Origin of the sequence: Nonomuraea sp. NPDC049028 (assembly GCF_043197735.1) — a bacterium.
Classification (GTDB): Bacteria; Actinomycetota; Actinomycetes; order Streptosporangiales; family Streptosporangiaceae; genus Nonomuraea.
Genome location: NZ_JBICTR010000012.1, coordinates 225,278 through 250,836 on the forward strand (window position 1 = coordinate 225,278; position 25,559 = coordinate 250,836).

The 25,559-nt window shown below is 70.6% G+C and carries 22 protein-coding genes; 12 read left to right on the forward strand and 10 right to left on the reverse strand.

Annotation, left to right across the window (positions count from 1 at the left end; genetic code table 11):
- Nucleotides 1-61: 61 nt before the first annotated feature.
- Entirely contained in the window at nucleotides 62-1,342 is a 1,281-nt protein-coding gene (locus ACGFJ2_RS42515; protein ID WP_393478196.1) for a Gfo/Idh/MocA family protein, read from the forward strand.
- Between the two features lie 3 nt (nucleotides 1,343-1,345).
- On the forward strand, nucleotides 1,346-2,434 hold the full coding sequence (locus ACGFJ2_RS42520; RefSeq protein ID WP_393478198.1) for a dienelactone hydrolase family protein: 1,089 nt from the start codon (nucleotides 1,346-1,348) through the stop codon (nucleotides 2,432-2,434).
- On the opposite strand, the gene ACGFJ2_RS42525 is transcribed toward ACGFJ2_RS42520, so the two are convergent.
- From ACGFJ2_RS42525 to ACGFJ2_RS42540, 4 genes are read right to left on the reverse strand one after another with little or no spacing between them, the layout of a single operon-like run.
- Complete coding sequence (locus tag ACGFJ2_RS42525; protein ID WP_393478201.1) at nucleotides 2,411-4,303, reverse strand: DUF6807 family protein; 1,893 nt, start codon at nucleotides 4,301-4,303, stop codon at nucleotides 2,411-2,413. The two genes, ACGFJ2_RS42520 and ACGFJ2_RS42525, sit on opposite strands and share 24 nt — an antisense overlap.
- Nucleotides 4,304-4,305: 2 nt before the next feature.
- Entirely contained in the window at nucleotides 4,306-5,355 is a 1,050-nt protein-coding gene (locus ACGFJ2_RS42530; RefSeq protein WP_357946916.1) for a mandelate racemase/muconate lactonizing enzyme family protein, read from the reverse strand.
- On the reverse strand, nucleotides 5,352-6,230 hold the full coding sequence (locus tag ACGFJ2_RS42535; protein WP_358174452.1) for a 5-dehydro-4-deoxyglucarate dehydratase: 879 nt from the start codon (nucleotides 6,228-6,230) through the stop codon (nucleotides 5,352-5,354). The genes ACGFJ2_RS42530 and ACGFJ2_RS42535 overlap by 4 nt, the downstream gene beginning before the upstream one ends.
- Nucleotides 6,227-7,114, reverse strand: a complete 888-nt coding sequence (locus ACGFJ2_RS42540) for an NAD-dependent epimerase/dehydratase family protein (protein WP_393478204.1) — start codon at nucleotides 7,112-7,114, stop codon at nucleotides 6,227-6,229. The genes ACGFJ2_RS42535 and ACGFJ2_RS42540 overlap by 4 nt, the downstream gene beginning before the upstream one ends.
- A 221-nt stretch (nucleotides 7,115-7,335) precedes the next feature.
- On the opposite strand from ACGFJ2_RS42540, the gene ACGFJ2_RS42545 reads away from it, so the two are divergent.
- A complete protein-coding gene (locus tag ACGFJ2_RS42545) occupies nucleotides 7,336-8,307 on the forward strand; it encodes a LacI family DNA-binding transcriptional regulator (protein ID WP_357656179.1) in 972 nt (323 codons plus the stop codon).
- Nucleotides 8,304-9,245, forward strand: a complete 942-nt coding sequence (locus tag ACGFJ2_RS42550; protein WP_393478207.1) for an aldose epimerase family protein — start codon at nucleotides 8,304-8,306, stop codon at nucleotides 9,243-9,245. The genes ACGFJ2_RS42545 and ACGFJ2_RS42550 overlap by 4 nt, the downstream gene beginning before the upstream one ends.
- Here the strand turns inward: ACGFJ2_RS42550 and ACGFJ2_RS42555 are convergent.
- The gene (locus tag ACGFJ2_RS42555; protein ID WP_357946927.1) at nucleotides 9,227-11,695 is read right to left on the reverse strand and encodes a SpoIIE family protein phosphatase; all 2,469 of its coding nucleotides are present in this window, start codon (nucleotides 11,693-11,695) and stop codon (nucleotides 9,227-9,229) included. The two genes, ACGFJ2_RS42550 and ACGFJ2_RS42555, sit on opposite strands and share 19 nt — an antisense overlap.
- A 194-nt stretch (nucleotides 11,696-11,889) precedes the next feature.
- Between ACGFJ2_RS42555 and ACGFJ2_RS42560 the strand changes: the two genes are divergently transcribed.
- The 7 genes from ACGFJ2_RS42560 to ACGFJ2_RS42590 all read left to right on the forward strand — a co-directional run bounded on the left by ACGFJ2_RS42560 (nucleotide 11,890) and on the right by ACGFJ2_RS42590 (nucleotide 19,202).
- On the forward strand, nucleotides 11,890-12,546 hold the full coding sequence (locus tag ACGFJ2_RS42560) for a two-component system response regulator (protein ID WP_393478210.1): 657 nt from the start codon (nucleotides 11,890-11,892) through the stop codon (nucleotides 12,544-12,546).
- Between the two features lie 95 nt (nucleotides 12,547-12,641).
- Nucleotides 12,642-15,149 carry a DNA translocase FtsK gene (locus tag ACGFJ2_RS42565; protein WP_393478212.1) on the forward strand — a complete coding sequence of 836 codons (2,508 nt, stop codon included), beginning with the start codon at nucleotides 12,642-12,644 and terminating at the stop codon, nucleotides 15,147-15,149.
- Between the two features lie 78 nt (nucleotides 15,150-15,227).
- Nucleotides 15,228-15,992, forward strand: a complete 765-nt coding sequence (locus ACGFJ2_RS42570; protein WP_357946934.1) for a helix-turn-helix domain-containing protein — start codon at nucleotides 15,228-15,230, stop codon at nucleotides 15,990-15,992.
- Nucleotides 15,993-16,038: 46 nt separating this feature from the next.
- Nucleotides 16,039-17,448 carry a 30S ribosomal protein S12 methylthiotransferase RimO gene (gene rimO, locus ACGFJ2_RS42575; protein ID WP_357946937.1) on the forward strand — a complete coding sequence of 470 codons (1,410 nt, stop codon included), beginning with the start codon at nucleotides 16,039-16,041 and terminating at the stop codon, nucleotides 17,446-17,448.
- A complete protein-coding gene (gene pgsA, locus ACGFJ2_RS42580; RefSeq protein WP_357946939.1) occupies nucleotides 17,445-18,017 on the forward strand; it encodes a CDP-diacylglycerol--glycerol-3-phosphate 3-phosphatidyltransferase in 573 nt (190 codons plus the stop codon). Before rimO ends, pgsA begins: the two co-directional genes overlap by 4 nt.
- Nucleotides 18,018-18,019: 2 nt before the next feature.
- Nucleotides 18,020-18,511 carry a CinA family protein gene (locus tag ACGFJ2_RS42585; RefSeq protein WP_357946942.1) on the forward strand — a complete coding sequence of 164 codons (492 nt, stop codon included), beginning with the start codon at nucleotides 18,020-18,022 and terminating at the stop codon, nucleotides 18,509-18,511.
- Nucleotides 18,512-18,845: 334 nt separating this feature from the next.
- Nucleotides 18,846-19,202: a helix-turn-helix transcriptional regulator gene (locus ACGFJ2_RS42590; RefSeq protein WP_357948119.1), complete on the forward strand. Its 357-nt coding sequence runs from the start codon at nucleotides 18,846-18,848 to the stop codon at nucleotides 19,200-19,202.
- On the opposite strand, the gene ACGFJ2_RS42595 is transcribed toward ACGFJ2_RS42590, so the two are convergent.
- Nucleotides 19,199-19,978 (reverse strand): DNA-formamidopyrimidine glycosylase family protein, encoded by a 780-nt coding sequence (locus ACGFJ2_RS42595; protein WP_358174440.1) that lies wholly within the window; start codon nucleotides 19,976-19,978, stop codon nucleotides 19,199-19,201. The genes ACGFJ2_RS42590 and ACGFJ2_RS42595 overlap by 4 nt on opposite strands.
- A gap of 359 nt (nucleotides 19,979-20,337) precedes the next feature.
- Nucleotides 20,338-20,787: an Rrf2 family transcriptional regulator gene (locus tag ACGFJ2_RS42600; RefSeq protein WP_357946947.1), complete on the reverse strand. Its 450-nt coding sequence runs from the start codon at nucleotides 20,785-20,787 to the stop codon at nucleotides 20,338-20,340.
- Between the two features lie 235 nt (nucleotides 20,788-21,022).
- Here ACGFJ2_RS42600 and ACGFJ2_RS42605 point away from each other — a divergent pair, with 235 nt between their 5' ends.
- Nucleotides 21,023-22,204: an ROK family protein gene (locus ACGFJ2_RS42605; protein WP_393478218.1), complete on the forward strand. Its 1,182-nt coding sequence runs from the start codon at nucleotides 21,023-21,025 to the stop codon at nucleotides 22,202-22,204.
- Here ACGFJ2_RS42605 and ACGFJ2_RS42610 read toward each other — a convergent pair.
- The 3 genes from ACGFJ2_RS42610 to ACGFJ2_RS42620 form a co-directional block, all read right to left on the reverse strand.
- The gene (locus ACGFJ2_RS42610) at nucleotides 22,194-23,633 is read right to left on the reverse strand and encodes a glycoside hydrolase family 3 protein (RefSeq protein WP_393478220.1); all 1,440 of its coding nucleotides are present in this window, start codon (nucleotides 23,631-23,633) and stop codon (nucleotides 22,194-22,196) included. The two genes, ACGFJ2_RS42605 and ACGFJ2_RS42610, sit on opposite strands and share 11 nt — an antisense overlap.
- Nucleotides 23,634-23,702: 69 nt before the next feature.
- Nucleotides 23,703-24,554: a carbohydrate ABC transporter permease gene (locus ACGFJ2_RS42615; RefSeq protein ID WP_357946955.1), complete on the reverse strand. Its 852-nt coding sequence runs from the start codon at nucleotides 24,552-24,554 to the stop codon at nucleotides 23,703-23,705.
- Nucleotides 24,551-25,558, reverse strand: a complete 1,008-nt coding sequence (locus tag ACGFJ2_RS42620; protein WP_393478223.1) for a carbohydrate ABC transporter permease — start codon at nucleotides 25,556-25,558, stop codon at nucleotides 24,551-24,553. The genes ACGFJ2_RS42615 and ACGFJ2_RS42620 overlap by 4 nt, the downstream gene beginning before the upstream one ends.
- Between the last annotated feature and the right edge of the window lies 1 nt (nucleotide 25,559).

Here is a 25,559-nt window from a genome sequence, read left to right on the forward strand (position 1 = left end):
TCTGATCCAGGCTGGGGGCGCGACGGCCCCCAGCCTCCACTCCACGACTCGGGGAGAGAAGTTGAGCACCAGGTACGCCTTCGTCGGACTCGGCCATCGCGCCCAGATGTACGTCGACGCCCTGCTGGGCGAGTGGCGGGACACCGGTACGATCGTCGGCCTCTGCGACGTCAACCAGACGCGCATGAACTACTACGTCGAGCGCATCGGCCAGCAGGTGCCGTGCTTCGCTCCCGACGAGTTCGGCAAGCTGCTGGAGCTGGCCGACGCGGTCGTGGTGACCACGGTGGACGTGACGCACGCCCGCTATGTCGTCGCCGCCCTCGACGCGGGGCTCGACGTCATCGTGGAGAAGCCGCTCACCATCGACGCCGAAGGCTGCGAGGCCATCGCCGCCGCCGCCGAGCGCAACCCGGGCAAACTGGTGGTCACCTTCAACTACCGCTACTCACCGCGCAACTCGGCGGTCAAGAAGCTGATCAGCGAAGGCGCGATCGGCGACGTCACCTCCGTCCACTTCGACTGGGCACTGGACACCATCCACGGCGCCGACTACTTCCGCCGCTGGCACCGCGACAAGGCCAACTCCGGCAGCCTGCTGGTGCACAAGTCCACCCACCACTTCGACCTGGTCAACTGGTGGCTCGCGGCGGCGCCCGAGCTCGTCTTCGCCCAGACCGACCTGCGCTTCTACGGCCAGGCCCTGCCCCGGGGTCCGCGTCCCGCCCGCGGCCAGGGCGCGCCCGGCCTCGGCACCGACCCGTTCATCCTGGACATCTCCACCGACGAGCGGCTCAAGCGCCTCTACCTGGACGCCGAGCACGAGGACGGCTACATCCGCGACCAGGACGTCTTCGGGCCGGGCGTGACGATCGACGACAACATGTCGGTCCTGGTCCGCTACGCCAACCGGGCCATGCTCACGTACTCCCTCACCGCGCACGCCCCGTACGAGGGCTACCGCGTCGTCTTCAACGGCACGGAGGGCCGGATCGAGCTGGACGTCCTTGAGCGGCCCTGGACCCCGGAGCACGCCGCGATCGACCCGAGCGCCGCGGGCAAGGAGCACATGGCCGGCGCCGGGGAGAAGCTCATCCTGCACCGGCACTGGCAGGAGCCGGAGGAGATCACCATCGAGCAGGGAGAGGGCGGTCACGGCGGCGGCGACCGGCTGCTGCTCGACGACGTCTTCCGCGGCCCGGGTGACGACCCGCTCGGGCGCCCGGCGGGTTACCGCGACGGCATCCGCAGCGTACTGGTCGGCGTGGCCGCCACTCGCTCGGCCAGCACCGGCACGCCCGTCCGCCTGACGGCCGACGGCACCCGCCTCCTCGGCGCCTGACCGATGCGTGAGCTGCGCCATCTCGGGCCGTTCTCCGGTCTGGCCGAGCTCGCGGAGCGCCGGCACGGCCTGTTTCCCGAGGCCGCGCCCGGCCCCGCGCTCAGGAAGGCCGCCCGCGAGGCCATCGGGACGCTCGACCTCGCCGTGCAAGACGTGCGGGTCGAGCGCTCCTGGACGACGAGGGACCTCAGCGGTGAGGAGCTCTCCTGGTCGGTGGGGTTCGGCCCGCGCACCCACGCCTACCTGCTCAAGCCCCGCGACGCGGTAGGACCGCTGCCCGGCGTGCTCGCGCTGCACTGCCACGCGGGCATGAAGTGGGCGGGCAAGGAGAAGATCGCGGACGGCCCCGAGCCGGCCACGCCCGAGGTGCTGCGGCTGCGCGAGCAGATCTACGGCGGCCGGGCCTACGCGAGCGAGCTGGCCAGGCGGGGCTTCGCCGTACTCGTCCCCGACGTGATCGGCTGGGGCAGCCGCCGCTTCGACCCGGCGGACATGCCCGAGCGCGTGCTCGCCCACGCGAACGATCCCGTCATGTCCGAAGCCGACCGCTACGACGTCGCGGCCGGGCACCACGAGCACGTGCTGGAGAAGTACTGCACCCTGCTCGGCACCTCGCTGGCCGGCGTGGTGGCGGGCGAGGACCTGGCCGCCGCGGCCTACCTGCGCTCGCGCCCCGACGTCGGGCGGATGGGCTGCGTGGGGCTGTCAGGGGGCGGCCTGCGGGCGGCGCTGCTCGGCGCGTTCGACCCCGGCGTCGACGCGGTCGCCGTCGCCGCGATGGTCTCCACCTACCGCGAGCTCCTGGACGGCTACGTCGCCGGGCACACCTGGATGTTCTACCCGCCCGGACTGTCACGCGTCTGCGACTGGCCGGCGCTGGTCGCCGCCCGCGCGCCAGAACCGCTCCTGGTCATGTACGGCGAGCGGGACCAGCTGTTCCCGCCGGCCGGGATGCGCGCGGCGCACGAGGCCATCGCGCGCCGCCACCCGGACGGCGGCTACGAGGGGGTCTTCTTCGACGCCCCGCACGCCTTCGACGTCCCCATGCAGGAGCACGCCTTCACCTGGCTAGAGCGCCACCTCGGCGGCTAGCCCGGCCGCCTCGGCGGCGGACAGGCGCCCGTCGGCCACGACCACGGACACGCCCCTGGTCAGCTCGTCGTCGAAGACCAGCGGCGTGTCCCAGGCCAGCGCGGTGCCCACACCGGGATACTGCGCCACCCTGACGAACCACGGATCGTCCCCCGCCCGGACGAACACCAGCGTCCAGTCCTCGCCCGCCAGCGCCAGCCAGGGCGCCCGGGAGCCGTGGACCCGCTCCTCGCCGGCCTCTGACGAGGTGAACGCCCGCAACCCCGGCGACCCCGCCGGCGCCCGCCAGAAGAAGCCGCCATAGCCCGCCCCGGTCCGGCCCTTGGTGGCCGAGCTCTGGATAGTCAGCGGCGCTCCCGTGAGGTTGCGCAGCGTGAAGCCGAAGTCCAGCGCCCAGCCCCGCGACAGCGGGACGGCCCGCACGGTCCGCTCCTCACGCACCACCGGCTCCTCGCCCGGCCGCTGCCACAGCAGGGTCTCGGCGAAGCCCGAGGAGTCGCGCCCGGTGAAGGACACATGCCGCTGGATCCCGTGGTCGTCCAGCCACTGAGGCCCCTGGTCCCTGACGAACGTCCGGCCGCCCCAGAAGTTGCGCCCGCCGACATCGGTCACGGCCACCCCGGCGCCGAGGTGGTGCGGATGGTCGGCCGGCTGCAGCTCGGTCACCACCGTGCCGCCCAGCGTGCGGACCGGGTGGAGATAGGGCCGCGGGGCCGCGGTGATCGGCAGGTCGGGCCGCGTGACGTACTCGGCCACCACCTGGTCGGCCACCATCAGCGGCACGGCCCAGCTCACGCCCAGCTCGGAGAAGAGCTCCAGCCGCTCGGCGCAGGACTCGACCACCTGGGCGATGCCGGGCAGCACCGGCCCCTCACCGGACAGGTCCTGGTGGTCCCGGGAGATCGGCAGCGGATCGGGCGCGACCCTGATGGCCTCCAGAACCTCCATGAACGCCCCGGTCCGGTGGATCGGCACGATCAGCTCGGCTCCGGAGCGTACGTGCTCGGCGAGGTTTTCCAGCAGGTCGGCCCGGGGGAAGCGGCGCACGGGGCCGTCGCCGACGCGGACCTCGTCCACCGTGTACGTGAACGTGATCGTGCCCCGTTCGCCATGAACGACCACGTACGGCTCGTCGCGCCCGGTGGCGCAGAGCGTCACGGCGGCCACGATCGGCGGCCCGTCCGCCAGGTGGACGCGGATGGCGGAAGTGTCGTCCGACTCGATGGCGTTGGCGTGGAACAGCTCCGCCTCGACCGACGTGACCGCGCCGCGCTCCTCGGCGCCCGCCACGGCGAGGGCGGTGGCGACGGCGTGCGCGAACGGGTTGGTCAGCGCGCCGTCCACGATGTCCACGCCGTCGAGCCGGCGCCGCCCCGACCAGGAGCTGCGGGTGAAGTAGGAGGCGGGCCGCGGCCACGCCCCCGCCACCCCGATGCCGGTCACGCGGCCGATCGTGTCCTCGGCGATCAGCCGGCGCACCTCCGGCAGGGCCGCGGACGCGAGGCTCTGGAAGCCCACCTGGCAGGCGAGACCGGCCTCGGCGGCGGCCTGCTCCATGCGCTCGAAGTCGGCGAGCGTGGCCGCCGTCGGCTTCTCCACCAGCACGTGCGCGCCGGCCGCCAGAGCCGCCAGCGTCAGGTCCGCGTGCGTCGGGATCGGGGTCGCCAGGATGGCGATCTGCGCGCCGGTCCGCTTGATCAGCTCGGGCAGGTCGGTGGAGAACTCCGGCGTGCCGAGCCCGTCGAGGTCTTCGGGGGAGACCGGCCGCACGTCGCAGACGCCGGCCAGCTCGATCTGGCCGGCCAGCTTCCGCAGCCGGTTGAGGTAGTGGGCGCCGAACCCGTGTGCTCCGGCGAGTACGACCCGCATGCTCATCTCCAGTGGAGGCCGAGCCCCCGGTGCTCACCGACGCGCACCTTCGCGTCGCTCACGTGGACGGGATACGGCTCGGCCAGCAGCCCCAGCGCGGCGAACGAGGCGTCCTCGACCTCCTCGGCCATGCACGGCAGCGGCAGAGCCAGCGCGAGCTGCGCCGACAGGTCGGGCAGCAGGTGCGGGTAGACGGGTACGTCGAACGTCCGGGCCAGCTCGGTGATGCGCAAGAACGGGGTGATTCCCCCCACCCTGACCACATTGGGCTGCACGATGTCGCAGGCCCCCGCCGTCAGCAGGTCGCGGAAGCCGTAGACGGTGTAGACGTTCTCGCCGACCGCGATGGGCACGTCCACGGACCGCCGCAGCTCCACGTGCGCGGCGACGTCGTCGGCGGGCAGCGGCTCCTCCAGCCAGTGCAGGTCGTACGGGGCCAGCGCCTCGACGGCGCGACGGGCCCGGTGCAGGTCCCAGCGCTGGTTGGCGTCGATCATCAGCAGCGTGCCGGGGCCGACGACCTCGCGGACCGCGGCCACCCGCTCGACGTCCTCGGCGAGGTCGGGCCGGCCCACCTTCATCTTGATCCCGGGATAGCCCGCGGCCTTCCACCGCCCGGCCTGGGCGACCAGCTCCTCCAGCGAGTAGTGCAGGTTCACCCCGCTGCCGTACACCGGCACCGTGTCCCTGCGCCGCCCCAGCACGTCGGCCAGGCCGCGCTCGCCGCAGCGCAGATCCCACAGCGCCAGGTCCACCCCGGCCAGCGCGACGGTGGTGATCCCGCCGGGCCCGGCCTCGCGCAGGTGCCGCCAGAGCCGGTCCCACACCACCTCGGGGTGCGGGTCCAGGCCGATGACGGCCTCGCGGATGTCGTTCTCCAGCAGCGCCTGTACGGCCCGCGCCCCGATCTGCGGCGTCCAGGAGAAACCGGTGCCCGTCCGGCCGTCGTCGAGCGTGAGCTCCACGACCATGACGTGGTTGACGGGCACGTCCGGCCCCCACGGCCTGGACAACTCGGCGGTGTGAGCGCTCACTTTCAGGTCACGGATCATGAGACGCCTGCCAGCGACCGCCCGTGTTCGATCAGGGCCTTCAGCTCGGCCACGTGCTCGGGCGAGGCGTCGACCAGGGGCGGGCGTACCGGGCCCGCGTCCAGGCCGCCGAGTCGTACGCCGGCCTTGACCAGGGAGACGGCGTAGCCGGGAACCTTGGAGCGCAGCCGTACGAGCGGCTCGTAGAACTCCGTGAGCAGGTGGTCGGCGCCGTTCAGGAACGCGGTGGCGATCTCCGGCGCGAAGGCGAAGACGGCGGAGGAGTAGAGCTCCACGCCGATGCCCCGGTAGGCGCCCATCGTCAGCTCGGCCGTCGGCAGCCCGTTGAAGAACCTGAACTCCTCGCCGATCTCCCTGCGCACCGCCAGCACCGTGCGCTGGATGAGGTCGATGTCGCCCAGCCCGTCCTTGAGACCGATCACGCCCGGGATCCTGGCCAGCGCCACGACCTGCTCGGGGGTGGGCGCCACCGCGTCGCGCTGGTAGATGATGACCGGCAGGATGGCGGCGACCGCGCGTACGTAGGCGGTGAAGCCCTCGTTGGGGCCCTTGGCCAGGTAAGGGGGCATGAGCAGCAGGCCGTCGGCGCCCGCCTCGCGGGCCGCGCGGGCCTGGCCCAGCGCCGCGCCGAGCGGGCCGCCGGCGCCCGCGAACACCGGCACCTGGCCGGCCGTGGTCTCGACGGCCACCCGGACGGCGGCGGCGTGCTCCGCCTCCGACAGCGCGGGGAACTCACCCGTGCCGCAGGCCGCGAACACCGCGCCAGGGCGGTGTTGGAGCCCGCGCCTGATGTGCTCGGCCAGCACCTCCTCGGCCAGCCCGTGGTCGGGGTCGAAGGGGGTCACGGGGAAGAAGAGGACTCCGCTGAGGTTCATCCGGTCTCCAGTTCGGTGTGCCACGATCTCTTGGGCGTCCAGCCCAGCATCCGCCCGGCCTTGGCGGAGGTGAAGGCGGGAGAGGTCCCGGTGAGGTTCGCGGCCGCGGCTGCGGTCGAGGGGATGACGGCGGGGAGCAGCTCCGCCAGGGGCTCGCGGGCCAGCGCGTCGGCCGCCCCCGCGAAGAACACCTCGCCGTTGGGCAGGTCGGGCAGGCGTTCGAGGAGCACCGAGATCAGGTCGGAGGCGTCCCTGGCGTCGAGGTAGTTGAACAGCGAGGCCCCGGCGATGTCCGGCCGGTCCAGCCGTTCGACGATCGTGTGGCCCGACTGGGTGGGCGCGCCCGCCCACTCCTCGGGAGCCACCACGAAGCACGGCCGCACCGCCGCGAACCGTGTCTGCGAGCTGCGCGCGAACGACGCCATCGTCTGCTCGGCCACGACCTTGGACAGGTTGTAGGCGTTCCACGGCGCGACGGGGTGCTCCTCGTCGATGGGCAGATAGCTGGGCGTCCAGCCGCCGGGCGCGCCGTAGCCGATGACGGTCGGGCTGCTGGCCACGACCACCTTGCCGACCCCGGTGCTGCTCGCGGCCGCGCACACGTTGAAGGCGAGCTGGGTGTTGGTACGGAAGGTCAGCCCGTCGGTACGGCTGAACGGGGTCGCGATGGCGGCCAGGTGGATCACGGCGTCGGGCCGGAAGCGGGCCATGACGTCATACGCCTCGCCCAGGTTCGTCAGGTCGGCGGGCAGGGTGACCGCGGCCTCGGGGGGAGTGCCCGGTGTGACGTCGATGCCGATCACCTCATGACCGGCCTGCGCCAATGAGGCGACCACGCTGCGCCCTAGCCGGCCGGCGCTGCCGGTCACCAGTGTTCGTGTCATCGGTCGTTCACCACTCCTGCTTGGGATACGGCAACCGGTTGCAGAAAGTATCGATGCGGGGCTGGGAGAACGTCAAGCGGCATGGCCTTCTCTCCCCAGGCGGTCTGGCCATATGAAGAGATATGGTGGGGATTTAGGTGAAAAATCCGGCGGGGATGGCTGATTGACAGTGATACAAACGATTGCACTAAAGTACTAGGTACGGTCGGAGGAGGCCAAGCGTGGCGGTGACGATTCGTGACGTGGCTGAAGCGTCGGGCGTGCATGTTTCCACGGTGTCCCGGGCGTTCTCCGCGCCCCACCTGGTCAACCCCGAGACGCGCACCCGCGTGCTCGCCATCGCCGAGGATCTCGGCTACCGGCCCAACCGCGCCGCGCGGGCGCTGACCACTGGCCGCACCCACAACATCGGCCTCATCGTGGCCGACATCGCCAATCCCTTCTTCCCGCCGCTGATCAAGGCCGCCCAGGCGCAGGCCAGGCTCCGCGACTACCACGTGTTCGTGGCCGACACCGACGAGGACCCGCAGGTCGAGGAGGATCTGATCCAGACCCTCACCAAGCAGGTCGACGGCGTGCTGCTGTGCAGCCCGCGCCTGACGAACCGGACGATAGAGCGGCTGCGCGAGGAGGTGCCGTTCGTCGTGGTCAACCGCCGGGCCAAGGGCATGCCGACCGTGCTCATGGACGTGGGCCGCGGGGCCAGGCAGGCCGTCGAGCACCTCACCGCGCTCGGGCACCGGCGCATCGCGCTGGTCACCGGGCCCAGCGGGTCGTGGACCAGCAAGGAGATGCAGGAGGCGGCCGCCGCGATGAACGACGTGGACGTCGTCTTCCTCGGCCCCAACCCGCCGACGGAGCTGGGCGGCCTGGCGGCGGCCACCGACGTCATCGCCTCGGGCGCGACGGGCGTGCTGGCCTACAACGACCTGGTGGCCATCGGCCTCATCGAGGGGCTCGCCGAGCGGGGCAAGAGCGTCCCCGGAGACGTCAGCGTGATCGGTGTGGACGACATCGTGCCGGGCCGGCTGAGCCGCCCGAAGCTGACCACGATCGCCATGCCCACCGCCGCCGCCGGCCGCATCGCCGTAGACCTGCTGCTCCAGTCGGTCGACTCGGCGGCCACCGCCGCCGCCACGATGCTGGAGACGGCCCTGATCGTCCGCGAGTCCACGGGAAAGGCACACAGATGATGTTCGGAACGCTGCCGTCGGGTGAACAGGTCGAGCGCGTCGAGCTGTCCTCGGGACGGCTGCGCGCGAGCGTGCTCACGTACGGCGCCATCCTGCAGTCGCTGGAGGTGTCCGGCGTCAACGTGGTGCTCGGACTGCCCACGCTGGAGGACTACCTCACCCGCAGCCGCTACTTCGGCGCCGTCGTCGGCAGATACGGCAACCGCATAGCGGGCGGCCGCTTCACCCTCGACGGGGTCGAACACCGCCTGCCGCTCAACAACGGGCCCAACAGCCTGCACGGCGGCAACCGTGGCTTCGACCGCAAGGTGTGGACGGTCTCCGAAGCCACCGACTCCTCCGTGACGCTCACGCTGACCAGCCCCGACGGTGACCAGGGCTATCCCGGCACGCTGACCGCCTCGGTCACCTACACGCTCGAAGACGACGCCCTGCGTCTGGACTACACGGCCGAGACCGACGCGCCGACCGTTGTCAACCTCACCAACCACTCCTACTTCAACCTGGCCGGCAGTGGCGACGTGCTCGGGCACGTGATCCAAATGGACGCCGAGCACTACCTGCCCGTCGACGAGGACAAGATCCCCACGGGCGAGCCGGCGCCGGTCAAGGGCACGGAGTTCGACTTCACCACGCCGCACGCGGTGGGCGAGCGCTACGACGGCGGCTACGACCACTGCTTCGTGCTCGCCGGCGGCATCCGGGTGACCGAGCCGGTCGGCGGCCTGACCATGGAGGTCACGACCACCGAGCCGGGGGTCCAGTTCTACGCGGGCGGCATGCTGGACGGCGTCGCCACGCCGTACGGACCGCACGCGGGTCTGTGCCTGGAGACGCAGCACTTCCCCGACTCGCCCAACCAGCCGCAGTTCCCCTCTACCGTGCTGCGGCCGGGCGAGACCCGCACCTCCACGACCTCCTACCGGTTCACCACCTGACCGCCTGCCCGCAGCGCGGTCGTGGCGCGGAGCACCAGGAGCGCCACGTCGTCGTTCGACGGCTCGGTGGCGAACGACTCGACCGCCTGCCGGATCCGCTCGGCCACGGCGTGCGCGCTCAGCCCCGAGCAGCCCGACAGGATCGCGGTCAGCCCGTCGTCGTCATCGAGCAGCCGGTTGCCGTCACGCCGCTCGGTGACGCCGTCGGTGACGCACAGCAGCAGCTCCTCGGGCAGCAGCTCGAACGTCTCGGTGTAGAACCGCGCGTCGCCGTCGATGCCCAGCAGTAGCTGCGAGGTGGCGACGGGCTGGACCTCGCCGTTCGCGCGCAGCAGCAGGGGCGGGGGATGGCCCGCCGAGGCGAGCGTGCACAGCGCGCCGCCCTGGGGCAGCGGCGTCAGCTCGCCGCAGAGCAGGCTGAGGAAGCGGCCGTCCTCGCCCTCGTCGAGCAGCGTCTGGTTGAGCCGGTCGAGGATGTCGGACACGGTGTAGTTCTCCTTGGCCAGCAGCCGTACGGCGTGGCGGGCCAGCCCGGTCACCGCGGCGGCCTCCGGACCGCTGCCGCAGACGTCGCCGAGGGCGAAGCACCAGTGGTCGCCGACGGTGAACAGGTCGTAGAAGTCGCCGCCGACGTGCGCGCCCTCTCCGGCGGGCTCGTAGACGACCGCCGACTCCAGCCCCGGCATCGGCGCCACCCGCATGGGCAGCAGGCTGCGCTGCAGCACTCGTGACGTGGTCGCCTGCCGCGAGTAGAGCATGGCCGTGTGGAGGTTGAGCGCCACCAGGCGGCACAGGTCGGCGAGCAGGTCGGCCAGCTCCAGCGGAAGCGTCGGCTCGACGCGCCCGATCACCAGCGCGCCGTGCGAGCGGCCCTGGGTGAGCAGCGGGAACGACAGCACGCTCTCCGGCCCGACCGGCCAGGTCACCTCGCCCAGCGCCGAACGCGGGATGACGGGCAGGGCCTGGCGTAGGTCGGCGTTGTGGCGTTCCTCGCTGTGCCACACGTGCGCGAGCCTGGTCATGCCCGCCAGGTCGGTCAGGTAGACCGCCGCCCAGGTGGCGATCTTGGGTACGACCAGCTGGGCCGTCAGAGCCGCGATCAGCTCCTCGTCGTGCACGCCCGCCAGCAGCTCGCCGGCCTCCGCGAGGAACGACAGCCGGCCCCGGTGCGCCCGGTCGCGCTCGGCCAGTCGCTCGCGCTGTACGGTCACCGCCACCTGGTCCGCGATGTGCTGCAGGCTCGCGGTGAGCGCCTGGTCGAACCGGCCGGGCTCGGCGGCGGTCGCCACGAGGTAGCCGGTCACCTCGCCCGCCACCATGAGCGGCGCGCACGCCAGCGACCTGGCCTGGAGCCGCTGGGCCAGCTCGACGTCGGTGGCCAGCAGGTCGTCGAACATCGCCGGCGCCTGCTGCTCCACGCCGAACACGCCCGCGCCCACCACCCCCACCAGCCCCGCCGTCGCCCCGGTGCCCGCCGCGACGCCGAACCGGTTGCCGCCCTCGGCCCGTACCAGCACATAGGCGGCGTCGGCCGCGCTGGACAGCTGCACGATCTGCGCGATGGTGTCGAGCAACTCGTCCAGCGGCATGTCGTGGTCGAGCAGGTCCTTGATGCGGCCGCCCTGCTCCCGCTTGAGCGGGGCGGGCGGGGAGGCCAGGACGTAGCGGTGGTCGCTGGACACCACGATCCAGATCGACCGGCGGTCCTGCGCGCGGCCGTCGGTGCGCAGGTGGGAGATGTAGACCGGGAGCAGGTCCCCGTCGCGGTGCCGCATCCTGGACTCGCCGCGCCAGCGGCCCAGGCCGAGCGTGTCCGACAGCGACAGCGCGCACGGGCCGTGCCTGCGCCAGGCGACCAGATCCGCCAGCGGCTCGCCGGCGACCTGGGCGGCGGACCAGCCGAGCAGTGCCTCCGCCTCGGCGTTCCAGGAGACGATCCGGCCGTCGAGGTCGCTCACGATGACGGCGACGTGCAGGGTCTCCGTGGAGGCCGCGACCGAGGCGGCCTTCGCGGCGGGGATGCCGGAGGCGCTCTCGTGGCCGCACCCCTTGTCGAGCTCCATGCGGACCCAGACCCGCTTGGCCGCACCCGTGTACGTGACGCCCCAGGCGTCGGCGAGCATGCCCGCCAGCGCCAGACCGCGCCCGCTCGTGGCCATGCCCTCAGGCGGCGACTCGGCGGCCGGCACGATCAGGGTCGGGTGATGATCGTCGACCTCGATCTCCAGCCTGGTCGGGACGGCGTTCGGGTCGAGCCGGCAGGTCAGCTCCAGCCCCGTGCCCGCGTGCACCACGGCATTGGTGACGAGTTCGCTGGTCAGCAGCACGGCGTCTTCGGTGAGGTGGCTCAGCTGCCATTCGCCGAGCACCTGACGTACGAAGCGCCGCGCGGCCGCGGGGGCCTGCGGGGTGCCGTCGAAGGCCGTGCTCGACACGCGGGTCGTGTCCACTATGCGTCCTAGAACATCACTCGATGTGGCAGTTCGGTCACTCTCAGAGTGGCAGACTGGACGGCTCCAATACCCCCCAGTTGCAAAGAAGGCCTCCATGGTCGTGCTGTTGGACCCGCTGGAGGTGAGGTATGGACGGGTCTCGGGGGACTCGGGCGGCCTCAGGTGGTCTGGGGGGAGAAGGAAGGATTGTGATGAATCGCCAGGTGAAGATCTTGCTGGTCGACCACAAGGACGAGAGCCTGGTCGCGCTCGAGGCGGTCTTACGCCCGCTTCAGCAGCAGCTGTTCAAGGCCAGATCGGGGCAGGAGGCCATGAAGCTGATGCTCCGCCACGACTTCGCGGTGGTGCTGCTCGACGTGCTCATGCCCGGCATGGACGGTGCGGACGGCGTGGACGGCACGCAAGGCATGGACGGTTTCGAGACGGCGACGCACATCAAGCGGTTCGACCAAGCGGGTGACGTGCCCATCATCTTCCTGACCGGCACCGAGCCGGGATCCGGCGCCGCGTTCCGGGGTTACGCCGTGGGGGCGGTCGACTACATCGCCAAGCCGTTCGATCCGTGGGTGGTGCGGTCCAAGGTCGCGGTCTTCGCCGAGTTGTTCCGCAAGAACGCGGTGCTGCGCGAGCAGACGGCCCTGCTGGGCGACCTCGTGCGGAACGACGTGGCGCAGTCGAGGAACGCGCGGGTGCTGTGCGGATTCTCCGAGCGGCTCGGCGCCGTCGAGGCGCGGCTCGGCGAACTGGCCGGCTCCTGCGCCGGCGACGAGGCAATGAGGGAAGCGATCAGGGACATGGCCGAGCTGGTGGCCGGCATGCAGGCGGCCTTCGACACGGTTCGATTGTGACGGGTCCGGGGTAAGAGAGCTCTCGCACACCGCCTTCTCGCGTGTTCGGCGAGCCTGTGTGCGTTCCGCGGTGTCTCCGTCGTACCTTTGGCATCATGGCCACCCGTACGCCGAAAAGCGCATCGAAGGGGCCGGCGAAGCGGTCGACCTCCGCCCGCTCGACCCCCGCCAAGCGCGCAACCAGCTCGACCGGGCGGCCGAGGGCGAAGGGGGCCGGGTCGGCCCGCAAGCCGGGCATGACCCACCATGACCCGATCACGTGGGTCTTCACGATGATCGGCAAGCTGATCGTCGGGCTCTGGATGCTGCTCGCCAACGGCATCGGCAGCACCGCCCGGGCGCTCGGCAAGAACGCGCGCGACCTCGATCCGGCGCACCGGCGCGACGGGGTGGGCCTGTCCGTGCTCGCCGGCGCCATCGTGCTGGCCGCGATGACCTGGCGCCAGGCCGACAGCACGGTCTCCGGCGTGGTCAACGTCACCGTGCACAGTGTGTTCGGGTCGCTGGCGTGGGCGCTGCCGCTGCTGCTCGGCCTGCTCGCCTGGCGCTACCTGCGCCACCCCGACCAGAACGCCGACACCGGCCGCATGGTGATCGGGTGGAGCGCGCTGCTGGTCGGCGTGCTCGGCGTCATCCACGTCGCCAACGACACGCCCTACCCCGCAGGCACCGCCAACGACGGCATGGAGCGGGTGTCGCAGGCGGGCGGCATCATCGGGTTCATCGTGTCGGCGCCGCCGATGAGCATCCTGCCCGCCTGGATCACGATTCCGCTGCTGCTGATCCTGTCGGGCTTCGGCGTGCTGGTCATCACGGCCACTCCCGTCCACCGCGTTCCGGAGCGGCTGGCCGAGCTCACGCACCTGCTGTTCGAACGGCACGCGCTCGCCGAGCAGGCCGCGCCCGTCAAGAAGCGGCCCAGGGCCAAGAAGGGCGAGACGGGCGAGAAGGCCGATCTGGTCAAGCCGTACGACACGCCGGTGCTCTCCGAGCAGGACAAGCGCGCCGAGCACTCGCCGGAGATCGTGCCGGGGCTGACGGACGAGGAGGAGCCGCCCCCCACGCCGGTCAAGAAGACCGAGCCGCCGGAGCCCACTCCCGCGCCCCGCAAGGTCGAGCAGCTGGTGCTCTCGCCCCAGGCCGGGCCGTACAGTCTGCCTGATCTGCAGTTCCTCAAGCCGGGCAGCGCGCCCAAGCCGCAGACCAAGGCCAACACCGTCGTCGTCAACGCGCTGACCAGCGTCCTTGAGCAGTTCGTCATCGACGCGCAGGTGATCGGGTTCACCCGCGGCCCGACCGTGACCCGCTACGAGATCGAGCTGGGCCCCGCGGTCAAGGTGGAGAAGGTCACGGCGCTCACCAAGAACATCGCGTACGCCGTTAAATCGGCGGATGTCCGGATCTTGTCGCCGATTCCGGGTAAGTCGGCGATCGGGGTGGAGATCCCGAACGCGGACAAGGACCTGGTCTCCCTGGGTGACGTGCTGAAGTCCCAGGTGGCGCAGAGCGACCACCACCCGATGATCGTGGGACTGGGCAAGGACGTCGAGGGCCGCACGATCGTGGCGAACCTCGCCAAGATGCCCCACCTGCTCATCGCGGGCGCCACCGGCGCCGGCAAGTCGGTCTGCGTCAACGGCCTGATCACCTCCATCCTGATGCGTGCCACGCCCGACGAGGTACGCATGGTGCTCGTCGACCCCAAACGGGTGGAGCTGTCGGTCTACGAGGGCATCCCTCACCTGATCACGCCCATCATCACCAACCCGAAGAAGGCCGCGGAGGCCCTCGAATGGGTGGTGGGGGAGATGGACCGTCGCTACGACGACCTGGCCGCCAGCGGGTTCCGGCACGTCGACGAGTTCAACAAGGCCGTGCGGGCCGGCAAGCTGCAGCCGCCGCCGGGCAGTGAGCGGGTCTACCAGCCCTACCCGTACCTCCTGGTGATCGTCGACGAGCTGGCCGACCTGATGATGGTCGCCCCGCGTGACGTCGAGGACTCCATCGTGCGCATCACGCAGCTCGCCCGCGCGGCCGGCATCCACCTGGTCATCGCCACGCAGCGGCCCTCCGTCGACGTGGTCACCGGCCTGATCAAGGCGAACGTGCCCTCGCGGCTGGCCTTCGCCGTGTCGAGCCTCACCGACTCGCGGGTCATCCTCGACCAGCCGGGCGCCGACAAGCTGGTCGGCCAGGGTGACGCGCTGTTCCTGCCGATGGGCGCCAGCAAGCCCATCCGCATCCAGAACGCGTTCGTCTCGGAGAAGGAGATCGCCGAGATCGTCACGCACTGCAAGACGCAGATGCAGGCCGAATACCGCGACGACGTCGCCGCGGCGCCGGTCAAACGGGAGATCGACGGCGACATCGGCGACGACCTCGACCTGCTCGTCCAGGCGGCCGAGCTGATCGTGACCACGCAGTTCGGCTCGACCTCGATGCTGCAGCGCAAGCTCCGCGTCGGCTTCGCCAAGGCGGGCCGGCTCATGGACCTGCTGGAGAGCCGCAACGTGGTCGGCCCCAGCGAGGGTTCCAAGGCTCGCGAAGTGATCGTGAAGCCCGATGATCTGCCCGGTTTGCTAGCTGACTTGCGTGGCGAATGACCCCAATGCACGTTCGCCCCACGACTACTGATTGAATGTGAATCATTACAGAACGTCGTGGGACGGAAGGCGCTAGCCATGCCGGAACAGAGCACAGGGGCCATGCTGGCCGCGGCCCGGCGGTCAGCCGGGCTGACGGTCGCGCAACTGAGCGAGACCACCCGCATTCGTGAGGCGATCATCTACGCGATCGAGCGCGACGACTTCTCGCAGTGCGGTGGTGATTTCTATGCGAGGGGACATGTCAGGGCCGTAGCCAAGGCCGTCGGGCTCGATCCCGTGGCGACCGTCCACCTCTATGACGAAGAACACAGCGGGGCGGTCACACCCATCCGGGCCGCCGCCGTCTTCCAGGCCGAACGCAAGATCAGGATCAACGAGCGGCGCGGTCTCAACTGGACGATGGCGCTGGGCGTGGCCCTGGCCATCACCATGGTCTTCGGGGCGGTCAGGGTGCTCGGCGGCGGCACGTCGGACGAGATGCGCACCGCCGACTCCCACCTCATCCCGCCGAACGTCCCGATCAACGAGCACGCGCCCAAACCGTCGCACGCCAAGGGGAAGGCGTCCAACGCGGCCGCCAAGGACGTCGTCGTCGTCAAGGTCAAGGCCAAGAGCCCGTCCTACCTGAACGTCAGCGACGCCAAGGGACGCAAGCTGTTCTCGGGGACGTTGAAGGCGGGCAAGAGCAAGACCTACCGGTCCGACATCGAGGTCCATCTTCTGATCGGTGACGCGGGCGCCGTGTCGCTGCAGGTCGACGGCAAGGATCTGGGTCATCCGGGGGCCAGCGGGGAGATGGTGACGCGCTCGTTCAAGCCTTCCAAAGCACAACCTAGGTAGCCCGTGCGCCCGGTGGTGGCCAACTGCCGATACCGTAGTGTTCACCATGTCATCCCGCCGAACCGCATCGCTGATCACTCTGGGCTGCGCGCGCAACGAGGTCGACTCCGAGGAGCTGGCCGCGCGACTTGAGGCTGCCGGCTGGCAGCTGGGCGACGACGACCCCGATGTCGTCGTCGTCAACACGTGTGGCTTCATCGACTCGGCGAAGAAGGACTCCATCGACACGCTGCTGGCCGCGGCCGACTCCGGGGCCAAGGTGGTCGCCGCGGGCTGCATGGCCGAGCGCTACGGCAACGAGCTCGCCGACGCTCTGCCCGAGGCCAGCGCGGTCATCTCCTTCGACGACTACACCGAGATCGGCGGCCGACTCGACGACGTGCTCGCCGGTAGGCCGCTCAAGCCGCACACGCCAAGAGACCGCCGCACCCTGCTACCCATCTCGCCCGTGGACCGTGCCAGCGCGGGCAAGACCGCCATCCCCGGCCACGGCGACCTGCCCGACGGGCTGGCGCCCGCCAGCGGGCCGCGCGTGCTGCGCAAACGGCTCGACGAGAGCCCCGTGGCCTCGCTCAAGCTGGCCTCCGGCTGCGACCGGCGCTGCACGTTCTGCGCCATCCCGGCCTTCCGCGGCGCCTACGTCTCCCGCGACCCCGAGGAGCTCCTGGCCGAGGCCGACTGGCTGGGCCACCGGGGCGTCCGTGAGCTCGTCCTCGTCAGTGAGAACTCGACGTCCTACGGCAAGGACCTGGGCGACCTGAGGGCGCTGGAGAAGCTGCTGCCGCGCCTGGCGGCGGTCGAGGGCATCCAGCGGGTGCGGGCCAGCTACCTGCAACCGGCCGAGCTGCGGCCGGGGCTCATCGACGTGCTCGCCGGCACCGAGGGCATCGCCCCCTACTTCGACCTGTCCTTCCAGCACGCCAGTGGCACCGTCCTGCGCCGGATGCGCCGTTTCGGCGACCCTGAGCGCTTCCTGGGACTGCTGGACAGCATCCGTGAGGGCGCGCCCGAGGCGGGTGTGCGCTCCAACTTCATCGTCGGCTTCCCCGGTGAGACCGAGGAGGAGTTCGGCGAGCTGGTCGGGTTTCTGGAGCAGGCCAGGCTCGACGTGATCGGCGTGTTCGGCTACTCCGACGAGGACGGCACAGAGGCGGCCGGCTTCGCCGGCAAGCTCGACCAGGACGTCATCGACGAGCGTGTGCGCGTCCTGACCGAGCTCGCCGAGGAGCTGACCGCGCAGCGCGCGGAGGAGCGCATCGGTACGGAGGTCGACGTGCTCATCGACGACGACCTGGGCGACGGCGGCTATGAGGGACGGGCCGCCCACCAAGGTCCCGAGGTCGACGGGTCCGTCACGGTCCAGGGCATCGGCCTGGTCCGCGGTCAGATCGTGCGCGCGGTGGTGGTCGACGCCGAGGGGGTTGACCTGATCGCGCGCATCAAGGCCGGTCCATGACCAAGGACGAGCGCCGCGTGGTGAGCCCGTGGAACATCGCCAACGTCCTCACGGTCCTCCGGTTGGTGCTCGTCCCCTTCTTCGTCGTCTGTCTCTTCCTGCCGGGCATGGGCTGGCGCCTGGGTGCGCTGGCGGTGTTCGGCGTGGCCTCGTTCACCGACCATCTGGACGGCGAGCTGGCCAGGCGCTACGGGCTGATCACCGATTTCGGGAAGATCGCCGATCCGATCGCCGACAAGGCGCTGACCGGCGCGGCCCTGGTGTCCCTGTCGATCCTCGGCGAGCTGCCGTGGTGGGTGACGGTCACCGTCCTGGGCCGCGAGCTGGGCATCACCGCCCTGCGGTTCGTGTTGCTCAGGCACGCGGTCATCCCGGCCAGCTATGGCGGCAAGGTCAAGACCGTGCTGCAGATCACGGCCATCGTCCTCTACATCCTGCCCCACGTGCCCGACACGATCCGCTGGGTGGTGATGGGCGCGGCCGTGGTCGTCACGGTGGCCACGGGCGTCGACTACGTGGTGCGCGCGATCAAGCTACGGCAGGTGGCCAGACGGGCCCGCGGGGAGTGATCATGGTTGGTGCCGCGGAGGTTCTCACCCTGCTCGTACGCCGGGCCGCCACGCTAGCCGTGGCCGAATCGCTGACCGGCGGGCTCATCGGGGCGACGTTCACCTCGGTCTCGGGGTCCTCCAAGTCGTTCAGGGGCGGGGTCATCTCCTACGCCACCGATCTGAAGCACCGGCTCCTGGAGGTGCCGGACGAGCTGTTGCGGCGGGAAGGGGCCGTGCACCCGGAGGTGGCGGCGGCGATGGCGACGGGGGTCGCCCGGCTGTGCGAGGCGACATACGGCCTCGCGGTGACCGGTGTGGCGGGGCCGGAGCCACAGGACGGAAAGCCCGTCGGCACCGTGCATGTGGCCGTCAGCGGACCCGGCGATCAGATTTGGCAGAGACAGTTGAGGCTTGAGGGGTCTCGCGAACGTATCAGGGTAGAGACGGTGGACGAGGCTATCGATCTACTGGCAAGTGTGCTGAAGGGGAACAATGGGGAACATACCGGGTGATTACCGTGTTACGTCCCCAGCGAACATCCGAGGCACGGTCTCACACGGTGTCGGTCGATACGGGTACGGTGGAGCTGTGAGTGAGGTCCGTGAGCCATCTGCAAGCACCGAGCGCCCGGCAGGCGGGCCTAACGAGTCACGTAACGAACCTTCACGTAATGAGCTGTCACGCACTGAGCCATTGCGCAATGAAGGAAGCGCGGCGGGGCAGGGACGGAGACGTCCGATGATGACGGCGAGGAGCATGTACGAGCCGAAGAAAAAGACCGGACGCCACGATCCGACCGCGCGGGGCGTGGTGGTGAAGCCATCCACGCCGGGGAGGGAGCGACAGATGATTCTGCTGCGTCAGCTGCTCGGCGACGTGCTGAGGCGATTGAGGGTGCGCCAGGGCCGCACTCTTCGTGAGGTGTCCACGCTGGCGCGTGTCTCGCTTGGCTACCTGTCCGAGGTTGAGCGCGGTCAGAAGGAGGCGTCATCGGAGCTGCTGGCGTCGATCTGTGGCGCCCTCGGGGTGCCGCTGTCGCAGGTGTTGCGTGAGGTGTCCGACCAGTTCGCGCTGGCGGAGCTCCAGGCCACCCCTGTGCTCGCCGACGCGCCGGAGCACGAGCGCATCCCCCTTCCCGAGACGGTGCCCGGGTCGATCACCGACTCCGTGTTTCCCGAAGTCAAGGACATGGTGGCCGCCTAACGCGGTTGGCAGTCACCACACCACAGGATGAGACGTTCCTGTGGCTGTGCGCCCATCTCGCCGCGACTGATGCGCGTTCCGCATCGGCGGCAGGGTCGGCCTGCCCTGCCGTAAACCCACGTCTGGCCGGCCGGTCTGCGGTCGCCCGTGGTCACTGTGGCGGCGTGTGTCCTGTTCGCCGCCAGGAGCCGCTGGGCGAGCGTCACGAGCGCGTCCAGGTCCTCGATGTCGCCGACCTTCCGCCACGGCCAGACGCCGCGCAGGAAGAGTGTCTCGGCGCGATAGATGGTGCCGATTCCCGCGAGATTGCGCTGATCGAGCAGCGCCTCCCCGATCGTCCGTTCCGGCGCCTCGCGCAGACGGCGCACGGCCTCGGCCGGATCCCAGTCGTCGCCGAGCAGATCGGGCCCCAGGTGCCCGACGACGCGGTGCTCGTCGGCGGTCTTCAGCAGGTCCACCACCCCCAGCCGCACGCCCACGGCCTGCCACTGCTCGTTGGCCAGCACCAGCCGGACCTGATCGCCGGGGGCCGTGCGACGGCCCGCGGGCAGCACGCGCCAGCTGCCGTCCATGCGCAGGTGCGTGTGTACGGTCAGGCCGCCCTCGACGCGGGTCAGCAGGTGCTTGCCGCGTGAGAGGTTCTCCAGGACCGTCCGGCCGCTGAGATCGGCCGTGGCGTGCCGGGGGACGCGGAAGTCCGAGCGGGTCAGGACCCGGCCGTCGAGCGCGCCGCGCAGCCGCGCGGCCGTACGGTAGACGGCATCTCCTTCGGGCATGCCCCCAGTCTAGAAACCCGGCCGGACCGGCAGGCGCCCCCTTCTGAAGGCGGCGTCCCGGCTGAGCCGCCGGGTAGGGTAACTCCCCGGGCGGCGAGCTGGCCGAGTTGTGTGGAGTCATTCCCAGGGCGGCGAATCGGCCCGGCGGGTGGGGCCGTAGTGGACGGCGAGTCCGCCGCGTCGTGCGGAGAGACTCCCAGGGCACCGGGCGGGTCCGGCGAGTGGGTCAGAGCGGACAGCGAGTTGACCGCGTCGTGGGGAGAAAGCCCAGGGCGGTCGCGGGGAGTGACTCCGAGGGTGCCGGTCGGGCCCGGTGGGTGGGTCAGTCGCAGGCGGCGAGCTGGCCGCGTCGTGCGAGATCAGTCCCAGGCGGCGGGGTCGGCGGCGAGTTGGCGGACGCGGTCGGGGAGGGCGCCGCTGGCCACCTGGTCCAGCGTGACCTCCTCCAGGATGGCGCGTTCGGTCGCCCGCAGTGCGATCCAGACCTGCTGCAGCGACTCCGCCGGCCCTCGGTAGCCCACGTGCTCGGGACGCTCACCTCGTACGTTGGCCAGTGGCCCGTCGACCGCCCTGATGACGTCGGCGAGAGAGATGTCCGCGGCGGCCCGGGCCAGGACGTAGCCGCCTTCCGGACCCCGCTGGCCACGGACCAGTCCGGCACGCCGCATCTGCAGCAGGATGTTTTCCAGGTATTTGGGGGGCATGTCCTGTTCTTTGGCGAGCTCGCCCACGGTGGTCGGCCCGGCGCCGGCCGCGGCGAGTTCGGCGGCAGCACGGAGGGCGTAGTCGACACGAGCGGAAAGGCGCATGTTGTCGATTATCCCTCCTGGTCAACACTGGTTATGCGCAACGTCGCCAGAATGGGCGGCCGATCCGGACGTGGCAGGCGTGGTGCCTGCACGGACACCGCGATCAGTGGGCTGCCGAGGCGGCGCAGGACGGAGGGGATGATCGTGAGACATCCTCGTGTTCACCTGCGGTGATAAGCAAGGTCCAGGGCGCTAAACTTCCAACAACCTTTTCGATTTGACGGTGGGATTCAGCGTGGAGCGACGCCCTGGTGTGCCCAGACTGCTCAGGGAGATCAACGACCGGGCCGCACTGGAGTTGTTGCTGGCCACGGGCCCGATGACGCGGGGGCAGATCGGCGATCGGACCGGGTTGTCCAAGGTCACCGCCTCGCAGACGCTGTCCCGGCTGGAGGAGCGCGGGCTGGTCGAGGTCGTCGGCACGCAGGCCGGCGGGCGCGGCCCCAACGCGGCGCTCTACTCCGTCATCCCCTCCAGCGCCTACGTGGCCGGGCTCGAGGTGGGGCCCGAGCTGATCTCCGCGGCCGTCGCCGACATCCACGGCCGGACGATCGCCGAGGTCTCCGTCGATCCCGCCGACCTCGACGACCCGGTCTCGGTGGTGCACGGCGCGATCATGAAGGCCTGCCGCAGCGCCAAGATCAGCATCGGCCGGCTGCGCGGCGTGGTCATCGGCACTCCCGGCGTGGTCGATCCGCGCAGCGGCGACGTGCGCTTCTCCTTCGACCTGCCCGGCTGGCACGAGGGCATCCACGAGGCGCTCGCCGGTGACCTCAAACGCGAGGTGACGATCGAGAACGACGTCAACCTGGCCGCGATCGCCGAGCGCGCCGACGGCGCCGCCCAGGGGCTCGACGACTTCGTGCTGCTCTGGTCCGCCCGTGGCCTCGGTCTCGCGGTGATGCTCGGCGGCAAGCTGCACCGGGGGCGTTCGGGCAGCGCGGGCGAGATCGGCTACCTGCCGGTGCCCGGCGTACCCCTGCCCGAGGACATCCGCACCGAGCCGGGCCGCCTGCCCTCGCTAGCGGGCGGCCTGCAGTCGCTCGTCAGCGCCGAGGCCGTGGGCGAGCTCGCGGAGGGCTACGGGTTCACGGCCGAGAGCGCCGGGGAGTGCGTGAAGGTCGCCATGGCGGCCGGAGCCGGGGGCGAGCCCTTTCTCGATGAGATCGCGCACCGGCTCGCGCTCGGCGTGGCCTCGGTCTGCGTGATCCTCGATCCGGGCCTGGTCGTGCTGGCGGGCGAGGTGGGCCAGGCCGGTGGCAGCGCGCTCACCGCCCGGGTGGAGGAGGCCGTGGCGCGCATCTGCCCCGTACGCCCCCAGGTCGTCACCACCGCGGTCACCGACAAGAACCCGGTGCTGCGTGGCGCCGTCCTCGCGGCCCTGGACCAGGCCCGCGAGGCACTCCTCAAACCGTGAGCAGTTCCACGGCGGCCTGGGCGTTCGCGCGGGCCGCGCCGTACGTCGCGATGTAGGCCGCGCTGTCCGGCCGCCAGATCGGCAGTCCCATCTCGATCACCGTCGCGTCGGGCCGGGCCGCCACCAGGGCGGAGACCAGCTCGCGGCTGGCCTCGTTGCGGTGCGCGTCCTTGATCACCAGGACCAGCGACCGGTGCGTGGCCTTCGCCAGCAGCACCGGCACGTCCGCGTCGGCCGGCTTCACCCGGATGATCTCGGCCTGGGGCAGCCATGGCCCCACGCCCCAGGGCACGTCGCCGACGGCGATCGTCGGCGGCGTGTCCACCTCGATGACCAGCGGCTCGACCAGCGGCCCCGTCACGCCCGTGAGCCGCACCGCGCGCCTGGCGGCGTGCAGGCCGACCCCGTTCTGCTCGACCGAGGGCGAACCGGGCGAGCCGAACCACTCGCGCAGCGCCGCCAGCCTGGCCGCGGCCTCCTCCAGCCGGGCCGTGGGTAGCCGCCCCTCCCGTACGGCCGTGACGATCTCGTCGACGATGTGTCGCACGTCTTCGTAAGTGGGCAGCGGGCCCAGACAGAGCAGATCGGCGCCCGCGGTCAGCGACAGCACGGCGCCGCCGGCCAGGCCGACGCTCTTGGTGATGGCGTGCATGTCCATCGCGTCGCTGATGACCGCGCCGTCGTACCCGAGCTCGCCCCTGAGCAGTTCGGTCAGTGCGGCGGGCGACAGCGTGGCCGGGGTCGGGCCGGTCAGCGCGGGCACCGCCACGTGCGCGGTCATGATCGACTTGGTCCCCGCGCCGATCGCCGCCCGGAACGGCACCAGTTCGCGCTCGCGCAGTACGTCGAGCGTGACGTCCACGACGGGCACGGACACGTGCGAGTCGACCCGGGTGGCGCCGTGGCCGGGGAAGTGTTTGACGCAGGCGGCCACGTTCACCGATTGCAGGCCCTGGACGGCGGCCACCGTGTGCCTGGCCACCAGCTCGGGGTCGTCGCCGAACGACCTGGTGCCGATCACCGGGTTGTCGGCCTCGGTGTTGACGTCGGCGTCGGGCGCCATGTCCAGGTTGATGCCGCAGGCGGCCAGCTCCGAGCCGATCGCCCGGTAGACCCGGTGGGTGAGCTCGGCGTCGTCCACCGCGCCCAGCGCCGCGTTGCCCGGGTACGGGCTGCCGACGTGGTAGGCCAGGCGGGTGACGTCGCCGCCCTCCTCATCCAGGGAGATGACGGGTTCGCCGGCCGCGCGCAGGGACGCGGTCAGCGCCCGCAACCGGTCCGGGGCGGCGACGTTGAAGCCGAAGAGGGTGACACCACCCAGGCCGTTCTCGAGCTCGCGCAGCACCCAGTCGGGCGCCGTGGTGCCCTGGAAGGCGACGAGCAGCGTGCCGGCCGCGAGGCGGCGCAGCCCCCGATCACTCTGACTCATAGCTCCTCATCAATGGAGTTTCAGGCACGGTCGGGGCACGGCTAAGCCGCACGAAGATCCGTGGATCGGTCAGCCCTTGACGGCCCCGGCCACCAGACCGGAGACCATGCGGCGCTGAACCAGCAGGAAGAAGACGACGACCGGGATGGTCATCATCGTGGAGCTGGCCATGATGGCGCCCCAGTCGGTGCCCTTCTGCCCGAAGAAGTACTGCATGGCGACCGGCATCGTGTAGCCCTCCGAGCCGCTCATCAGGACCAGCGCGAAGATCAGCTCGTTCCACGCGGTGATGAACGAGAAGATGCTGGTGGCCACCAGGCCCGGCGCGACCAGGGGGAAGAGCACCTTCCAGAACGTGGCCATCCGCCCCGCGCCGTCGATCCAGGCCGCCTCCTCCAGCGACTTGGGCACGGCGGCGACGAACGTGCGCAGCATCCAGATGCCGAAGGGCAGCGTGAGCCCCACGTTGACGAGGATCAGGCCGGCCAGCTGGTCGTACAGGCCGAGCCGCTTGACGCTCAGGAACAGCGGGATGAGCAGCGCCTCGGAGGGGATCATCTGCACGATCAGCAGCAGGATCAGGAACGTGTTGCGCCCCTTGAACCTGAAGCGGGCCACCGCGGTCGCCGCCAGCAGCGAGAAGACCGCCCCGATGAGCACGGTGCCCCCCGCCACGATGGCGCTGTTGCGCATGTAGAGCCAGATCGAGTGCCCGGCCACGCCCTCGCTCAGCACCCGGTCGACGTGCTCGAAGGTGAAATGGGTGGGGAACGGGATGAAGTCGGTGGTGAAGATCTGGTCGTTGGCCTTGAACGAGGTCGAGGCCATCCAGTACACGGGGAAGATCGCGATCAGGAACACCAGCAGCCCGGCCGCGTTCAGCGCGATCTTGCCGAGTTGTTTGCGCGCGAGCGGGCTCACATCTCCTCCTGCTTGACGAGCTGCCTGACGTACACCGCGGTGACGACCAGCAGGATCGCGGTCAGCACCAGGGCGATCGCCGCGCCGGAGCCCATCTTGGGCGGCGGCCGGAAAGCCTCGGCGTAGGAGTAGATCGACAGGTTGAACGCCTCACGGTTCGATGGACCGCCCATGAGCACGTACAGCTGGGAGAAGACCTTGAAGTCCCAGATGATCGACAGTACGGTCAGCACCGCGAAGACCGGCTTGAGCAGCGGAAAGGTAATCTTCCTGAACGTCCGCCAGGCCGACGCCCCGTCCACTCGCGCGGCCTCGTACAGCTCGGCCGGGATGCCCTTGAGCCCTGCCAGCACCGACACGGCCACGAACGGGAAGCTCGCCCAGACGACGCAGATGATCAGCACCATGTAGATGGACCACGCGTCGTTGAGCCAGGGCTGGCCGGTCCAGTCGGTCCGGCCGAAGAGCAGGCTCGACAGCCAGTCGGGCAGCAGGTTGAGTGCCCAGTTGATGACCCCCGCCTCCGCGTCGAACAGCCACTTCCAGATGACGCCCTGCGCCACCGGCGGCACGGCCCACGCGAACATGATGCCGACCACCACGAACGTGGACATCTTTCTGCCGAGCTTGTTGAGCAGGACGCCCACCGCCGTGCCGACGATCAGCGTCAGCGACACCGCGACGACGGCGAAGACGAGCGTGTTGCGCAGCGAGGACCAGAAGATCTCGTTGTCGAAGATGCGGGTGAAGTTGTCCCAGCCGACCCAGGTGGCGGGCTTCCTGCCGCTGATCTGGACCAGGCCCACCTTCTGGAAGGCGATGATCCCGACCTGGAACAGCGGGTAGAGCAGCAGCGCCCCGATCACCAGCAGGCCGGGGATCAGCAGCACGTACGGCACCGACCAGGTGGGCAGGCCGCTGGCCCGGGCCGGGCGGTGGGAGTTGGGCCGCCGCGGGGTGGAGGACTGGCCGCCACCCCTGGCGAGCGTCGAGGTGTTCGTCATA

What these genes read in the sequence shown, in the direction of transcription:
- ACGFJ2_RS42550 (WP_393478207.1), top strand. Translation starts at nt 8,304, where the DNA reads ATGATGTTCGGAACGCTGCCGTCGGGTGAACAGGTCGAGCGCGTCGAG.
- rimO (WP_357946937.1), top strand. Translation starts at nt 16,039, where the DNA reads ATGTCATCCCGCCGAACCGCATCGCTGATCACTCTGGGCTGCGCGCGC.
- ACGFJ2_RS42530 (WP_357946916.1), bottom strand. Translation starts at nt 5,355, where the DNA reads ATGATCCGTGACCTGAAAGTGAGCGCTCACACCGCCGAGTTGTCCAGG.
- ACGFJ2_RS42525 (WP_393478201.1), bottom strand. Translation starts at nt 4,303, where the DNA reads ATGCGGGTCGTACTCGCCGGAGCACACGGGTTCGGCGCCCACTACCTC.
- ACGFJ2_RS42540 (WP_393478204.1), bottom strand. Translation starts at nt 7,114, where the DNA reads ATGACACGAACACTGGTGACCGGCAGCGCCGGCCGGCTAGGGCGCAGC.
- ACGFJ2_RS42565 (WP_393478212.1), top strand. Translation starts at nt 12,642, where the DNA reads ATGGCCACCCGTACGCCGAAAAGCGCATCGAAGGGGCCGGCGAAGCGG.
- ACGFJ2_RS42590 (WP_357948119.1), top strand. Translation starts at nt 18,846, where the DNA reads ATGATTCTGCTGCGTCAGCTGCTCGGCGACGTGCTGAGGCGATTGAGG.
- ACGFJ2_RS42610 (WP_393478220.1), bottom strand. Translation starts at nt 23,633, where the DNA reads ATGAGTCAGAGTGATCGGGGGCTGCGCCGCCTCGCGGCCGGCACGCTG.
- ACGFJ2_RS42600 (WP_357946947.1), bottom strand. Translation starts at nt 20,787, where the DNA reads ATGCGCCTTTCCGCTCGTGTCGACTACGCCCTCCGTGCTGCCGCCGAA.
- ACGFJ2_RS42560 (WP_393478210.1), top strand. Translation starts at nt 11,890, where the DNA reads ATGAATCGCCAGGTGAAGATCTTGCTGGTCGACCACAAGGACGAGAGC.
- ACGFJ2_RS42520 (WP_393478198.1), top strand. Translation starts at nt 1,346, where the DNA reads ATGCGTGAGCTGCGCCATCTCGGGCCGTTCTCCGGTCTGGCCGAGCTC.
- ACGFJ2_RS42535 (WP_358174452.1), bottom strand. Translation starts at nt 6,230, where the DNA reads ATGAACCTCAGCGGAGTCCTCTTCTTCCCCGTGACCCCCTTCGACCCC.
- ACGFJ2_RS42570 (WP_357946934.1), top strand. Translation starts at nt 15,228, where the DNA reads ATGCCGGAACAGAGCACAGGGGCCATGCTGGCCGCGGCCCGGCGGTCA.
- pgsA (WP_357946939.1), top strand. Translation starts at nt 17,445, where the DNA reads ATGACCAAGGACGAGCGCCGCGTGGTGAGCCCGTGGAACATCGCCAAC.
- ACGFJ2_RS42595 (WP_358174440.1), bottom strand. Translation starts at nt 19,978, where the DNA reads ATGCCCGAAGGAGATGCCGTCTACCGTACGGCCGCGCGGCTGCGCGGC.
- ACGFJ2_RS42585 (WP_357946942.1), top strand. Translation starts at nt 18,020, where the DNA reads ATGGTTGGTGCCGCGGAGGTTCTCACCCTGCTCGTACGCCGGGCCGCC.
- ACGFJ2_RS42620 (WP_393478223.1), bottom strand. Translation starts at nt 25,558, where the DNA reads ATGACGAACACCTCGACGCTCGCCAGGGGTGGCGGCCAGTCCTCCACC.